Source organism: Aeromonas sp. R9-2, from assembly GCF_040908025.1.
GTDB classification, from domain to species: domain Bacteria; phylum Pseudomonadota; class Gammaproteobacteria; order Enterobacterales; family Aeromonadaceae; genus Aeromonas; species Aeromonas veronii.
Genome location: NZ_JBFOCX010000010.1, coordinates 1 through 11,986 on the forward strand (window position 1 = coordinate 1; position 11,986 = coordinate 11,986).

An 11,986-nucleotide genomic window follows, 5' to 3' on the forward strand; every position below is an offset into this window, starting at 1 on the left:
TGAGGTGTCCTGACAAGATCGGACAGTCCCGGATCAAGCAGCCTGAGCAGTTCTCCAATACCTCTTGTTAAACTCCGCCGGGCTGACATTGCCAAGTCGTGAATGCCGACGCTGGCGGTTGTAAAAATCTCTATGTATTCCTGAATCGCTGCCTTGGCCTCCGCTCTCGTCTTGAATCTATGGTGGTGAACCAGTTCATTTTTAAGAGACCCCCAGAAGCTTTCTATCGGGGCATTGTCGAAGCAGTTCCCCTTGCGTGACATGGAGGTCTGCATGTCAAATTGTACCTGGAGAGCCCGGTAAGCCTTGGCACAGTACTGACTGCCACGGTCTGTGTGATGAATAAGCCCAACGGGTGGCCTCTTCTGCTGCACAGCCCGAAACAGCGCCTGACTGACCAACCCGGTGGTCATTCGCTCTCCCATCGCATAACCCACTATCTCACAGGTAAACACATCCTTGAGACCAGCCAGATAAAGCCAGCCTTCGTCGGTGGCGATATAGGTGATATCACCGGTCCAGACTTCGTTGGGCTTCGTCGGCGCAAAGACCTGACCAAGGAGATTCTCCGCCACAGGCAGGGAATGAGCAGAATGGGTTGTCGCCTTGAATTTGCGCTTTTGTTTGCAAGACAACCCCATTTCACGGCGCAATCGCCCAATCCGGTCCCGCCCAGCGTAAAATCCTTCGGCGGCCAACTCAGCTTGTAAACGCGCTGCGCCATAGGTCTGGCGCGTCTTGCTGTGAGCAGCCCGAATGGCGACCTTGAGTCGTTCATCTTCTTGTTGGCGCTGTGACGGTGGACGCAGGCGCCAGTGGTAGAAGCCCGCACGAGAGACCTCCAGCACACGACAGATAACGGAAATGGGATAGAAGTCCTGCTGGTTGGCTATCCACGCGTACTTGGCAGTGACTCCTGAGCAAAGTACGCGGCGGCCTTTTTTATGATGTCGCGCTCCATGTTGGCTTGTGCGAGAGCTTTGCGTAGCCGGGCCACTTCAGCCTCCAGCTCGGCGACAGAACGCGCTCCGGGAATGGCCGATGTATCCTTTCCTCCTTTGGCTGCGACCACCCAGTTGCTCAGTGTGCCTTTGGCAATACCCAACCTTCTAGCGGCTTCAGCTTGGCCAAGGCCTTGCTCCAATACCAGTCGAACCGCCTCTGCCCGAAACTCTGGTGAATAGTGTTCTCTCGATTTCATTCAATACCCCCGATTGTCTCATCGTAACAATCGGGACTGTCTGTGAAAATCAGGATACCTCACATACTGTTATGACACGGTATTGGTGTAGGATAGGAATACGATATGAGCAGTTCCCAAGACTTGGACGACATGCGTAATGATGACATCATTAACCTGGATGATGAGGACGACGTTATCCCCCCTCACACCCTCAATCCATGGCAGGTGCTGATTGTCGATGATGAGCCCGACATTCATCACGCAACTCGCTTGGCACTTTCCAATATTCAGTACAAATCTCGTCCGCTCGAGCTGCTCAATGCTTACAGTGGTACCGAAGCCGCCACCATGCTGAAGGCCAATCCCAGGATTGCTATGATCCTGCTGGATGTAGTGATGGAAACAGACGATGCAGGTCTGCAACTGGTGCACAAGATCCGCAACGAGATGGCCAACTCGCTGGTTCGTATTGTGCTGCGAACCGGCCAGCCCGGTCAGTCCCCTGAGCAAAAGGTGATCCTCGATTACGACATCAATGACTATAAGACCAAGACCGAACTGACGGTGCAAAAGCTATATACCACCGTTATTGCGTCTCTGCGATCTTACGAAACCCTGAGTGCTATCGACAAAAGTCGACAGGGCCTTGGCAAGATCCTGGAAGGGGCGGGAGACCTCTATCATCTCCATTCGCTCAAAGAGTTTGCTTCTGGCGTACTCAAGCAGATAAGCGCGCTCCTGGATGTAGGCACTGAAGGCGCAATCTGCGCCGAGCGACGGCTAGGTGAGCAGAAAATGGAGATCCTGGCAGCAACGGGCGAGTATGACCCCCTGCTCAAGCAGGGCAACATCGCTGACTTCCCCGCCCTTCATGACTCAGTGACAAGAACGCTGGCTACTCGCAATCACCACTTTGAAGAACAACGCGACTGCCTCTATATCGCCGCCCAAAATGGCCGGGAGTTTGTACTGAGCTTCACCCCAGCCCAGCCCCTCGATCCGCTAGAGCGTGACCTTCTGGATGTCTTCTGCCAGCGCATCTCCGCCGCATATGACAACCTCTATCTATACAGCCAGCTTCTTTACGCTCAGGAAGCCACGGTCGTAGCCTTGGCTGCCTTGGCCGAGTATCGTGACTCGGACACTGGCGAGCATGTTCTGCGGGTCCAGAAACTCTCCGATGCCATCGTGGCCGAATTGAAGCAAATGGCGGCTTACCCTGAGTTGCTCACGTCTGAGTTTGTCGAGATGCTCGGTATGGCCTCGATCCTCCACGATGTGGGCAAAGTGGGAACCCCGGATAATATTCTGCACAAGCCGGGGAGCTTTGAGCCCGATGAACGAGCAATCATGGATCAACATACCATCATTGGCGCCACCATCTTGCAAAAGGCAGCCGATATGGTGGAAGGGACTAGCTATCTCTCGTTGGGAGCAGAAATAGCACGAGGTCATCATGAACACTTTGATGGCAAGGGCTACCCACAACAGCTGGCAGGCCAGCATATCCCACTTTCGGCGCGGATTGTGGCTGTTGTCGATGTGTTCGATGCATTACTGAGCAAACGCCCGTACAAGGAGCCTTGGACACTGGCGCAAACAATGGAATATATCAATGCTCGCGCCGGTTCTCAGTTCGATCCGTTAGTAGTTACAGCCCTGTCACGGTTGGTCAAGGATGCCAGGCTACCGTATAGCCTGTAGCGATGCAGCAAACTCACAATGAGGATTAATCAGCATCGTCAGAAGTAGTCATTACGTGGATGAAATAGCCCGAAATAGATCGTTTGTGGACAGGCTGTCAGGAGGGTATTCAAAAATTATGGGTGGTCACTTTTGAACATGGGTATAATTTCGGACACCCAATAAGGACAAAATGACACCGATGTCACGCACATTTGCATATGTCCGAGTCTCAACGACCGGGCAGACCACTGAAAACCAACTGACCGAAATCAAAGCCGCCGGCTTCCAGGTAGAAAAACACCGGATCATGACAGAGACGATATCGGGGAGCACAGCAATGGCCCAGCGGCTCGGCTTCTCCAAACTGGTGGACCGAATGGAAGCCGGCGATGTGTTGATCGTGACCAAGCTGGACAGGCTGGGCCGTGATGCGCTGGATGTGAGCGCCACGGTAAAGCAGCTGGGGGAGCAAGGTGTGCGAGTCCACTGCCTGGCGCTGGGAGGGGTCGATCTGACGAGCTCGGCAGGGACAATGACCATGAATGTGCTGAATGCGGTAGCCCAGTTCGAGCGAGACCTGCTGATAGAACGAACCCAGGCGGGATTGATGAGAGCCAAAGAGGCGGGCAAGAAGCTGGGCAGACCAAGCAGTCTGAGCGACGAAGAAAAGCAGGGGGTGCTGAATGCCCTGGCAGCAGGAGAAAGTGTTTCTGCGGTTGCCAAGCGATGGGGCACCAGTAGACAAACCGTGATGCGGGTACGTGCTGCCAACCTTTAACCACAAGATAGGAATAGCGTAATCGCAGCATGCCACTCCATTTGACTCCACAACTGGTTCAATATGAATTATTATTTCCAATATGAGGGATGATATAAAAGAGATAAAGGATGAATGTAATTAAAAAAAGGATTTTAGAAATAAAGGACAATGGCGAGATAGTGATTGGTTCAGATATCTTGCTATACCTTCATCCAGCCAGCATGGCTGGCATTCAGGTTACTTTACCAACAGGCTCCAAAAAAAAGCTATCATCATATCTGGTAGGCATGGATAGACAACCTTGTCTTTACTTTTGCTTCCCCGCAGCCACCGCTGACGAACTGATGTCCACCTGTCAACCCGGGTATAAAGTCAACATTTCGGTGTTATGTGAAAAGGGCGTTGGCGCAGTTGCTTATTTTGATGCGCTCATTGAAAAGGTAAGCGCAGACCCACCACTGCTAACGATAAAAGCCCCTGAATATATTACGATGAACCGAATTCGTAAGGAGACTCGCTACCCCGTATCTCTTGATGGTTGGTTACTTGTTGGAGAATGCAAAACCTTACTCACACTCATTGATATCTCTGTTGAGGGATGTGCATTTAAGGTTCATTATTTATCCGCACCATTAAAGATAAAACAGTACATACAAATATTTATTGAACCTTTTGACAGAGGCAGTGAGAGATGGGTTATCAGTGGGGAAATATGCAACCAAAGAAAACTGCTAGATTCTATTGTCTATGGCGTAAAATTTGACGAATCAGGGTTGGAGCAGTGCAAGATATTATTTAACCATCTGGAGTTCAATGGGCAAATAATGATAGCAAGGAAAAACGCTTAGTCCCCGGCCCGATGAGTTTGTCTGAACCTGACAGCATAACTCTGATAGGCTGGCGAATTGCGCACATCCTCGATTGCATCCCAAACAAGTTGGCTCTCGTGTGGGAACTGCCGTTGAAAGGGATGGGAGAAGACCAGATAGTAGGGCTTCTCAATCAGGACGGGCTCCAACCGCTCGATCTTCATCTGCAAGTCGGAGTATGCCGCCAGCAAGCTGTCGGCGACTTCGGTCTGCAGAGCACTGGCAACCGCCCGCCCCATTACCAGTTTTTTCAATATGACGAGCGGCTCTCGGCTGGAATCATCCACTTTAGCCCCCTCACCCTGCAGGAACTCTACGATTGAAAACCCAGACTGTGCCGCTACGGCTCCATTGACCCGGAGAGTGATCCCATCCCACTGACTATTCCCCCCCTTTAGCTGATAGAGGCTGTAGCTCTCGATAAGCAGGCGCTTGTCGGGATCAGGCTTATCACCTTTCATTGGATAGGCACCAACCTCTCTGGCCCGTTCGGCGCTATAGCTCGCCTTGATAGCAGCATCCATCTGGCCACTGTTGACCTGCGAAAGGCAACGCTTCCAAGGGAGTGGTGTAAGCAAGATTTCAATGCCAAGTTGCTTCTCGACCAGCTTGAGGTGATGCTGCACCAGCCCATCGCCAGCTTGAAGTAGCCAAGGATATGAGTCGCTGTTTTCAAAACAGGCTCGAAGGGTAAAAAGAGGTGCAGTACCCCCCATTGCTGGAGATAATAGTGCAGTGATTACAATAACAATTGTAAATTTTATCATATTGCCTCTCCTTAACTGATTACCACTTCCCAAAATATCGAATAATCTGTCTGCTGTGATGGCCTCTACAAATATAGACAAATAAAACCAAGTATAACCCTTTGTAGCTTGTGCCATGACAGAAAGGCAGCGGCTTGACAAGCTATTATTATTTAGTTTTGTTTATTTAAACTGCCCTCTCACCATGTAGTGTAATGCAGCCAAATGTCGAGCAATCACTCTCATATTTTCCTCTTCCTCGGCAATCATGTGTATAAGCATCCGCTCGACTGGTTGAGGATAACTATCTTCATTTCTCACCTTGATTGCATCCTTTCTGACCGTTTCCATTGCATCGACTAACTCTTTAGCTTGCAACACCATGGCTGCTAACTTGGTTTCAAGTTCTGACATCTGTCTCAACTCCGACTTAATAATGCCCGCAGCACCTTGAGTTGATTGATTCGGTTTACACCAACCTAGATATTACGGCAACAACTCTATCTAATATATCTCAGCCAAATCACCTCTTTTACGGATAGCTATCTCACTTTCTCCTTGACCGAACGCTTTGCTATTTTTTGCTTATACATCAGGCAATCAGCTTGCTTGAGAAGATCTTCGAGCACCGGTGGCATCGAAGGCGTGTAGGTAATAATCCCCTCACTACAGGCAAGTTGATAACCCCGTTTACCGGATCGATTGTGATGGGACAGAGCTTTGTGAAATCGGGCCATCGCTGCAGCGATCTGAGCTTGATTGACTCCAGCCAACAAAACAGCAAACTCATCTCCTCCCAAGCGCCCATAGACATCGGCATCCCGAAAAGAGTGATGGATCAAGTTTGAGAAGTCCCGCAGAGCCAGATCTCCTTCATCGTGACCAAATGTGTCGTTGATATGCTTGAATCCATCCATATCCAGATAAACTAGGCTAAGCATCAGTCCGAGCCGATGTGCTTGCTGGAGGCTCTTTTCGGCCAGCATGGTGAAACCACGGCGGTTAGATATCTGGGTCAGCTCATCGATGGTCGAAAGTTGCAAAGCCTCCAACTCACGTACCACCATGGCAGCCAGATCTTCAAACAGAGCCAGCTCTTCATCGTCCAGGTGCCTGGGCTCACGATCGATGATACAAAGTGTGCCAAGCGTACAGCCATTCGATACCCGAAGTGGGCAACCGGCGTAGAAACGAATATGAGGTTCACCAGTAACCAGAGGATTATCCGCAAACCGAGCGTCGAGCGCAGCATCACGCACGACAAAGGTCTCGGTTCCCAGGATAGCATGACCGCAGAAGGAGATATCGCGTCCGGTCTCGCTAGCGCCAATCCCCTGACAAGACTTAAACCACTGTCTATCAGCATCCACCAGACTGACCAAAGCGATGGGTACCGCAAACATGCGCCGTGCCATACGGGTCAGGCGATCAAAACGTTCTTCGGATGCGGTATCGAGGAGTGCTAGCGAACGCAGCGTCTCTAGACGCAGAACCTCGTTGATTGGGAAGGAGGGACACTTCATTGGAAAATCTCCAAACAGTATGCATAACAACACTATCTAGTATGTCAGCTTCCTATGCGTATTCCTCCCCCAGTGTCAGGATAGTTGTCGCCTAAACAGATCACGCTAAATAGAAGGCTGGGGACTCGCATAGCAATCCGGGAGGGAACGAATGGCGTTGTACCAGCACTTTGAAGCCGGTGCTGAGGAAAATTGCAGTACTGCAATCATCATCTTGTGCTTGCCAGCGCTTTAGCTTTTCTGCGAATGGCACGATACTCCAAAACCAGCGGGTTTGTCCTTCGAACGACCAGCCACCAAACTTAGCTAGCCATCGCCGATGGTTGTTCTAGTTGCCACTGAGCAATGGCATCACGCAACAGGGAATCGACATGCTTCTGTTGTTCTCGTTTATCATTTTTTCTTGGAGATTGGCGCATAGCGATCATGATTGTATGATTTAATCAGTAACTCATTTTATCACAACGATTGTTATGGCGAATGCTGGGGGAGAGCAGAGTGCCCAGGGGAAATGGATACCTGCCTAGCATTCGCCACCAACTTTATCAGCTCACCTATTTCGTCCGCTGCTCTGGCCGTTTTCCTAGAAAAAAGCACCGCCCACGCTCTCCGATATCGATCAGCTACCGCTCAAGGTGGCCAGCCAGCCCGTCATGCAGACACTGCCACGGATCACTGGAGTAGGCGATAGTTTGGTATCTATTCTCTCTGCATGTTTTTTCGTATAGATACCGACATGGACCCTGCCATAGGTACCATAGGCATGGACTCAATGAAGGGGACTGAACCAATGACCAAGAGCAGGAGCGAAGCTGTCGCAATGTGTGAAGGTATGCTAAGGAAGGAAATAGAATACAACGAGGAGCACAACATATGGCCCTCCATCAACACCACGGTCAGGGTGCTGCTCCGGCAAAGCCGGACCATGGCCCCCGTCTATGAAGAACTCTGCGAACAGCTCCCCCAGGAACGGTATGTGACGAGCTTTCTAGACGCGCTGATCAGTGCATTCACCTTCTGGGATGAAGATGACATGCGCAAGGCCAGAGAAGAACGTGACAGACTCATCCAAATCAATGAGGACATATCGGATCTCGCAACTCGCTTGACTGATTTACTGAGGGAAAGAGAGGACATCTGCAATCGGGCGGGGTTCGGGTGTGAAAGAGAAACCGGTCTGGCAGCGCTACTTGATCGTGCCGGTGAGCACAACCCGCTTTATACCCTGTACCCCCAAGATGAATTTATTCGCCTTACGCACAGATATGAGCATAAGTATTGGCCAAGCATCGAAGACCTGCTCAGTGAGCTGGCGAGCGATGCGGATCAATCGGAGGTGTATGCCCACGATGCGGAAACGGAGGCAGGCACCTCATCCAGAAAGCCATCACAGTACGACGTCCTTCGCGCGTTCCAAGCCAAACTCGATGACTACGCACTCGCCGGCGAACTTCCATCCAATCTCAGACTGTCTGACAGCACCATGGCCACCATCCTGAACTGCATCACAGAGCTCGACGCAGACTCCTTGGTCACAGCCGAATACATCAAGAGCTTTCGACAGAAGGAGCGAGCGAGGGCCAAATCACGGCAGCAGTAGGTCGCTAACCATGGGTTTGACCGTTCACCCAGCATACACCGCGGTACCGTTGCGCCGCCCCCCGGATATCGTTTAGTTGCCACTCAAGGCGGCCAGCCACTTCAGTACCAAATCGGTCACCCCCACCCCAGCCACCGGCGCCTTCCAGCACCGCCAGCAGACTGCCGGCACCGCTGCGATCACCGGCCATTTCCGCTTGGGGGGCGCCCTGAACCTTGAGTGTGTCAGGCTCGAGCTGCAGAGCATCCCGCGCCACAGCCTTCTGCTCGCAGGAGACGGTTTGCTGTTGCTGGCCCTTGGGTGAGTTCTGCATGAACTGAAAACCGGTCGCATCCCCACCGATGTGAATATGGGTCACCGGAGCCTGCGGCTGGGCCTGTTGAGAGCTGCTCCGGGGTCGGATTTGGGGCGGGCTTTGGCCGTTGGCCCAGAAAACAAAAGCCCCGCATATGCGGGGCGTTGGCCGGTCATCGACATGCTATAGACCATATTCATTCAACTCCTGCTGTAACTGCTGCACCTCGTCGCTGCTGGGATGCATCACCCAATACCCCCTCCCACCGATGAACAACAGCGAGCACACCAGCACGAGGCGTTGGCCCCACGACCCCCCCCGACCTGCTCCTCGAGTAATCTCAATCAGCATGATCACCAAGCCTCCCATCAGCAATGTCGCTATCACCTCGAGCAGGAATGGCCGCCTACCTGCCAACTCCATCAATGCCTCCAACATACCATCACCCCATCTCAATATGACTTTGCACCATGTCTGGCCTGTACGCTGTATAAAAATACAGCAAAACGAGCATATCACTGCGCCCCTCCTTGCGCACCACGGCGCGGCCAGAGAAGCAGCGGTTTTCCCTGGCACTTTGGCCGTTGGCCCAGAAAGCAAAGCGGGGCCGCAGCCCCACCCATGCCCCCGATACCGATCAGCTACCGGTCAGTCAAGGTGGCCAGCCACCCCATCGCCTGCGCCGCCAGCACTCCGCCGCCTGCGCCTTCCAAAATTGCCCTCACACTCCCGGCCACGGCACCGATCACCGGCCACTTGGGGTTGGGAGAAGCGGCCTGAGCCTTGAGAGTATCCAGCTCGGCCTGCAGCTCCGCACACGCTTCCCGCTGCAGTTGTCCTTGCTCGATCACCTGCGCCAGCCACGGCAACAGTGCCGCCAAGGCGGCCTCTTTCTGCGCACTTGTCACCGTCTGCTGTTGTTGGCCACCGGGCGAGTCCTGCATAAACTGAAAACCGGCCGCATTCCCCCCGATATGAATGTTCACCGGCACTAGCTGCTTGGCCTTCTGCTGTTCCTGGGGGGTGAAAGTCATGCCTTCCCCCTGGATCCCTGCATCAGCCAAGTCAAGCGCCCAGCCAAGCACCTTGTCTCTGATCAGTTCAAGGAGTCCTCGCAGTTGGCTGGTTGCCAGTACGACCTCCGGTGTCATTGGCATATCCCCCTGCATTGCCATAATTTCCGCAGCAACGTTTGGAGGAAATAAATACCTGACAATCCCATGCTCAGCGGTCGCCAACACTTCCAGCTCGCCGACCGGTTTGACAAACCGACAGGTTGATAATGATTCGATCAGCCCCGGAGAGTCGGACATAAGCGGGATCAGTCCCCGAATGGGATTTTTTACTTTCAACTCTCCCCGTAGCAACCGGTACGGCGGTAACTCAACACCATCTGGATAGCCCTGCAGCTCATGGTTGATCCAGGCTGCCCATTCCGGCTGCTTTAACTGACGTGCGGCTACCCATGCCTTGCGCAGCAGATCAGTGGTTTTGACGGTGGGATCGCTGGCCATTGCGATCAGTTCAGGGATAAGGGCGGGCATCGATGCGTTCCTGGACGAAATAGGGCCTCTATTGTACCTGATGTGGCCGTTCTGATTGCAGTGCTGCAAGGGGGGAGGATCCAGTCCCTCTCGATAGCCGGTTTTCCCTGGCACTTTGGCTGTTGGCCTAGAAAACAAAAGCCCCGCAATGCGGGGCTGGGGGTGACTCAGTGCAGGTGCTCGGGCGGGTGTTCAGGAGGCTTGGGGATTGGTTGGTTGGCGGGAGGAGATGACATCGGTTCGCCAGCATGCGTTCATAGGGTTGTCACTCTGGTGGGATCCGTACCACAGGGTCTGATCAGCAAACAGACTTGCACCCGTCCATCATCGTCATCATCGGAAAGGAGATCAACGCCCAGTGGCTGAATGATCGCGTAGAGACGGCTCCCTACCTGGTAGCACTTATCACGCTCCGGGCACGTTCCGATGGCTTCTCGAACGCGATTCAACAGACGTAAGCGATCCCAGCTCGTTGGCAGTAGCGTCCGATATGGCAAGGTTTGAAGATGATCCAGTGCGGCGATGATGTCAGGTTCACTGATCACCAGTTCTTGGGGTTTACGTCTGCTGAGCATTGTGTACTCCTTTTGTTCTCGTTTCAGTTCGCGGCAATGACCGGGCTGCCCTTGCCCGAGATCAGCTGGCACTGCTCCCCCACTTGTTTTACCGTCCAAGCTTCTCGGCGCGGCTGCCCTGGGTAGCCGACCAACAGGCAGACCGCCACGGCGACCCCGATCAGGGGCAAGTTACCTGTTCTCATTGATTTCCTCCAACCGAGTGTTGAGGTGCTGGGCGCAGTCCTCCACCAAGGCGGCGATCAGCGAGTCTGATGGATCCCACTCTTGTTGGCGGGGGGGGGGGGGGCAGCCGTGCGCTGTGGATCATCACCAGCCGCTCAAACAGTGCCAGCGCCTCGTTGCTTGGCTTGCCCCAGACGCCTATCGCGAGAGGGGGCAAGGTGGGGGAGCTATATCCTCTGACGACAGACCACGCCAACCAACCGGCAGGATCCCCCCCCTGCGCAAGGTGCTGGCGGATCTGCTCACAGATAAGCTGCAGGCCACGGGTCTGGCGCGAGGTGCCTTGTTCGGCGGCATCGCCGCCAAACAACCGGCTCAGGCGGTTAACAAGGGTCATTGGGTGCATCTCTGTTATTGTCGCAAGATCAGATGCCGATAGAGGGCAATCCTCGATGCTTTGGCGCTGGTGCAACACCAGCAGGATATAGGCCGCATCGGGCTGCACACTGTAGAGCACCCGGTAGCCCTTCTGATCGATGCGCTCGTGCACATCGAGGCCATAGTCAGCGGTAGCCGGGCACTGGCGATAGAGCAGGGCATTGGCACTGATCGCCGCCACGGCCTCCGTCAGCAACGTCTCCACCAGGACGGCGGCCTGCTCGGGCCCGCAGTGCACCGCATTGAATGCCTCGATGTCCTGCAGGCAGGTCAAGGCGGTGGCGGTCACCCGCACCGGCAGCGTCATGTACGGGCCGCCCGCAGCAGGGTCAGCGCCTCATCCTCGCTGTAACTGCGACCTTTGCGGCCAATGTCCTGGGTGGCCAGCGCTACCAGTTTGACCAGAGCCTTATCTTCCCGCGCCTGGTGCAGATCGGCCAGCTCCTGGGCGCGGTCGGCAGCGGTGGTGATAAACAGCTCGGGGGTGCCGTTCTTGGTGACGTAGACCCCGCCGTTGAAATTCTCCGGGGAGCCCAGCGCCTCGCGCGCGGCGCGCTGGGACATGGCTTTGACGACTTCTCTCATGGCGTTATCTCTTTCTG

13 protein-coding genes and 1 pseudogene are annotated in these 11,986 nt (G+C 53.8%); 4 read left to right on the forward strand and 10 right to left on the reverse strand.

Annotated features, from left to right (window positions below):
- Positions 1 to 33: 33 nt before the first annotated feature.
- Positions 34 to 1,201, reverse strand: a pseudogene (locus AB5Y71_RS03000) (IS3-like element ISAeme20 family transposase).
- Positions 1,202 to 1,306: 105 nt separating this feature from the next.
- Here AB5Y71_RS03000 and AB5Y71_RS03005 point away from each other — a divergent pair.
- From AB5Y71_RS03005 to AB5Y71_RS03015, 3 genes are all read left to right on the forward strand, one after another.
- Positions 1,307 to 2,887, forward strand: coding sequence for a DUF3369 domain-containing protein (locus AB5Y71_RS03005; protein WP_368170955.1), 1,581 nt, complete (start codon positions 1,307 to 1,309; stop codon positions 2,885 to 2,887).
- Positions 2,888 to 3,068: 181 nt separating this feature from the next.
- A complete protein-coding gene (locus tag AB5Y71_RS03010) occupies positions 3,069 to 3,647 on the forward strand; it encodes a recombinase family protein (protein WP_201910430.1) in 579 nt (192 codons plus the stop codon).
- A 110-nt stretch (positions 3,648 to 3,757) separates the two neighbouring features.
- The gene (locus tag AB5Y71_RS03015; protein ID WP_201910429.1) at positions 3,758 to 4,477 is read left to right on the forward strand and encodes a PilZ domain-containing protein; all 720 of its coding nucleotides are present in this window, start codon (positions 3,758 to 3,760) and stop codon (positions 4,475 to 4,477) included.
- Here the strand turns inward: AB5Y71_RS03015 and AB5Y71_RS03020 are convergent.
- From AB5Y71_RS03020 to AB5Y71_RS03030, 3 genes are all read right to left on the reverse strand, one after another.
- Positions 4,474 to 5,265 (reverse strand): transporter substrate-binding domain-containing protein, encoded by a 792-nt coding sequence (locus tag AB5Y71_RS03020; protein ID WP_368170956.1) that lies wholly within the window; start codon positions 5,263 to 5,265, stop codon positions 4,474 to 4,476. The genes AB5Y71_RS03015 and AB5Y71_RS03020 overlap by 4 nt on opposite strands.
- A gap of 162 nt (positions 5,266 to 5,427) precedes the next feature.
- On the reverse strand, positions 5,428 to 5,658 hold the full coding sequence (locus tag AB5Y71_RS03025; protein ID WP_201910427.1) for a hypothetical protein: 231 nt from the start codon (positions 5,656 to 5,658) through the stop codon (positions 5,428 to 5,430).
- A 128-nt stretch (positions 5,659 to 5,786) separates the two neighbouring features.
- A complete protein-coding gene (locus tag AB5Y71_RS03030) occupies positions 5,787 to 6,767 on the reverse strand; it encodes a sensor domain-containing diguanylate cyclase (RefSeq protein WP_201910426.1) in 981 nt (326 codons plus the stop codon).
- 736 nt (positions 6,768 to 7,503) lie between these two features.
- On the opposite strand from AB5Y71_RS03030, the gene AB5Y71_RS03035 reads away from it, so the two are divergent.
- Positions 7,504 to 8,367 carry a hypothetical protein gene (locus AB5Y71_RS03035; RefSeq protein WP_368170957.1) on the forward strand — a complete coding sequence of 288 codons (864 nt, stop codon included), beginning with the start codon at positions 7,504 to 7,506 and terminating at the stop codon, positions 8,365 to 8,367.
- Positions 8,368 to 8,371: 4 nt separating this feature from the next.
- Here AB5Y71_RS03035 and AB5Y71_RS03040 read toward each other — a convergent pair whose 3' ends face one another.
- From AB5Y71_RS03040 to AB5Y71_RS03065, 6 genes are all read right to left on the reverse strand, one after another.
- Positions 8,372 to 8,725, reverse strand: a complete 354-nt coding sequence (locus AB5Y71_RS03040; RefSeq protein ID WP_201910423.1) for a hypothetical protein — start codon at positions 8,723 to 8,725, stop codon at positions 8,372 to 8,374.
- Positions 8,726 to 8,845: 120 nt separating this feature from the next.
- The gene (locus AB5Y71_RS03045) at positions 8,846 to 9,100 is read right to left on the reverse strand and encodes a hypothetical protein (RefSeq protein ID WP_368170958.1); all 255 of its coding nucleotides are present in this window, start codon (positions 9,098 to 9,100) and stop codon (positions 8,846 to 8,848) included.
- A gap of 203 nt (positions 9,101 to 9,303) precedes the next feature.
- Positions 9,304 to 10,206 (reverse strand): hypothetical protein, encoded by a 903-nt coding sequence (locus AB5Y71_RS03050; RefSeq protein WP_368170959.1) that lies wholly within the window; start codon positions 10,204 to 10,206, stop codon positions 9,304 to 9,306.
- Between the two features lie 598 nt (positions 10,207 to 10,804).
- On the reverse strand, positions 10,805 to 10,966 hold the full coding sequence (locus AB5Y71_RS03055; RefSeq protein ID WP_368170960.1) for a hypothetical protein: 162 nt from the start codon (positions 10,964 to 10,966) through the stop codon (positions 10,805 to 10,807).
- Positions 10,963 to 11,691, reverse strand: a complete 729-nt coding sequence (locus AB5Y71_RS03060; protein WP_368170961.1) for a type II toxin-antitoxin system RelE/ParE family toxin — start codon at positions 11,689 to 11,691, stop codon at positions 10,963 to 10,965. The genes AB5Y71_RS03055 and AB5Y71_RS03060 overlap by 4 nt, the downstream gene beginning before the upstream one ends.
- The coding region (locus AB5Y71_RS03065; protein WP_368170962.1) for a hypothetical protein at positions 11,688 to 11,986 on the reverse strand (299 nt) is incomplete at its 5' end. The genes AB5Y71_RS03060 and AB5Y71_RS03065, both read right to left, overlap by 4 nt.

Coding starts and splice junctions, on each gene's coding strand:
- AB5Y71_RS03030 (WP_201910426.1), bottom strand. CDS start 6,767: ATGAAGTGTCCCTCCTTCCCAATCAACGAGGTTCTGCGTCTAGAGACG.
- AB5Y71_RS03055 (WP_368170960.1), bottom strand. CDS start 10,966: ATGAGAACAGGTAACTTGCCCCTGATCGGGGTCGCCGTGGCGGTCTGC.
- AB5Y71_RS03025 (WP_201910427.1), bottom strand. CDS start 5,658: ATGTCAGAACTTGAAACCAAGTTAGCAGCCATGGTGTTGCAAGCTAAA.
- AB5Y71_RS03035 (WP_368170957.1), top strand. CDS start 7,504: ATGGACCCTGCCATAGGTACCATAGGCATGGACTCAATGAAGGGGACT.
- AB5Y71_RS03050 (WP_368170959.1), bottom strand. CDS start 10,206: ATGCCCGCCCTTATCCCTGAACTGATCGCAATGGCCAGCGATCCCACC.
- AB5Y71_RS03010 (WP_201910430.1), top strand. CDS start 3,069: ATGTCACGCACATTTGCATATGTCCGAGTCTCAACGACCGGGCAGACC.
- AB5Y71_RS03005 (WP_368170955.1), top strand. CDS start 1,307: ATGAGCAGTTCCCAAGACTTGGACGACATGCGTAATGATGACATCATT.
- AB5Y71_RS03045 (WP_368170958.1), bottom strand. CDS start 9,100: ATGTTGGAGGCATTGATGGAGTTGGCAGGTAGGCGGCCATTCCTGCTC.
- AB5Y71_RS03060 (WP_368170961.1), bottom strand. CDS start 11,691: ATGACGCTGCCGGTGCGGGTGACCGCCACCGCCTTGACCTGCCTGCAG.
- AB5Y71_RS03020 (WP_368170956.1), bottom strand. CDS start 5,265: ATGATAAAATTTACAATTGTTATTGTAATCACTGCACTATTATCTCCA.
- AB5Y71_RS03015 (WP_201910429.1), top strand. CDS start 3,758: ATGAATGTAATTAAAAAAAGGATTTTAGAAATAAAGGACAATGGCGAG.